The sequence below is a fragment of the Salinicola sp. MH3R3-1 genome (assembly GCF_001937155.1).
Lineage (GTDB): Bacteria > Pseudomonadota > Gammaproteobacteria > Pseudomonadales > Halomonadaceae > Salinicola > Salinicola halophyticus.
In genome coordinates this window covers 1-1135 of sequence record NZ_MSDP01000057.1, presented here as the reverse complement: position 1 = coordinate 1135, position 1135 = coordinate 1, and the positions used below count along the sequence as shown (strand labels likewise).

At 64.5% G+C, this 1135-nt stretch carries 1 protein-coding gene; it reads right to left on the bottom strand.

Annotated elements, in window-relative coordinates:
* A partial coding sequence (locus BTW08_RS18220) for an Ig-like domain-containing protein (RefSeq protein ID WP_139313718.1) occupies positions 1 to 1135 on the bottom strand: 1135 nt, incomplete at both ends.

Genomic DNA, 1135 nt, shown 5'->3' with positions numbered 1-1135 from the left:
GCTGAAGGTCACGTCACGGCTCTCACCGGCAGCCAGACTGTCGAAGTCGGTGCCGGGCGTGAAGCTGTAGGAGCCGTCGGCGTTGAACGTCAGGCTGCCGTTGCCGGCACCGACATCCGTCGACAGGTCGTAACCCACGATCGTACCGTCAACATCGGTCGCTGCCGGCACTTGACCACTGAGAACGGTGTTCTCGCCGGTAGCCTGGGTATCGGCCACGGCCACCGGCGCATCGTTGGTGCCGGTGACGGTAATAGTGACGGTCTTGGGCTCGCTGACGCCACCGGCATTATCGGTAGCGGTATAGCTGAAGGTCACGTCGCGGCTCTCGCCCGCAGCCAGACTGTCGAAGTTGGCGCCCGGGGTGAAGCTGTAACTGCCGTCGGCGTTGAACGCCAGGCTGCCGTTGCCAGCGCCGACATCCGTCGCCAGGTCGTAACCGGCGATCGTTCCATCGACTTCGGTCGCTGCCGGCACTTGCCCACTGAGAACGCTGTTCTCACTGGTGGTTTGGGTATCGGCGACGGCCACCGGCGCATCGTTGGTGCCGGTCACGGTGATCGTCACCGTCTTGGGCTCACTCACGCCACCGTCGTTATCGGTAGCGGTGTAGCTGAAGGTCACCTCACGGCTCTCGCCCGCAGCCAGACTGTCGAAGTCGGCGCCCGGGGCGAAGCTGTAGCTGCCGTCGGCGTTAAACGTCAGGCTGCCGTTGCCAGTGCCGATATCCGTCGCCAGGTCGTAACCGGCGATCGTACCGTCAATATCGGTCGCTGCCGGCACTTGCCCACTGAGAACGGCGTTCTCTTCTGTCGTGGCCGTGGCGGCCTGAGCGATCGGCACATCGTTGGTGCCGGTGACGGTGATCGTCAACGTCTTGGGTTCACTCACGCCGCCATCGTTGTCCGTGGCGGTATAGCTGAAGGTGACCTCACGGCTCTCGCCCGCAGCCAGACTGTCGAAGTCGATACCCGGCGTGAAGCTGTAGCTGCCGTCGGCGTTGAAGCTGAGACTGCCGTTGCCCTGACCCACGCCAGTGTCGAGCGCGTAGCTGGCAATGGTGCCGTCGACATCGGTCGCTGTCGGCACCTGGCCGGTCAGCGCGGTGTTCTCTTCCGTCGTGGCCGTGGCGGCC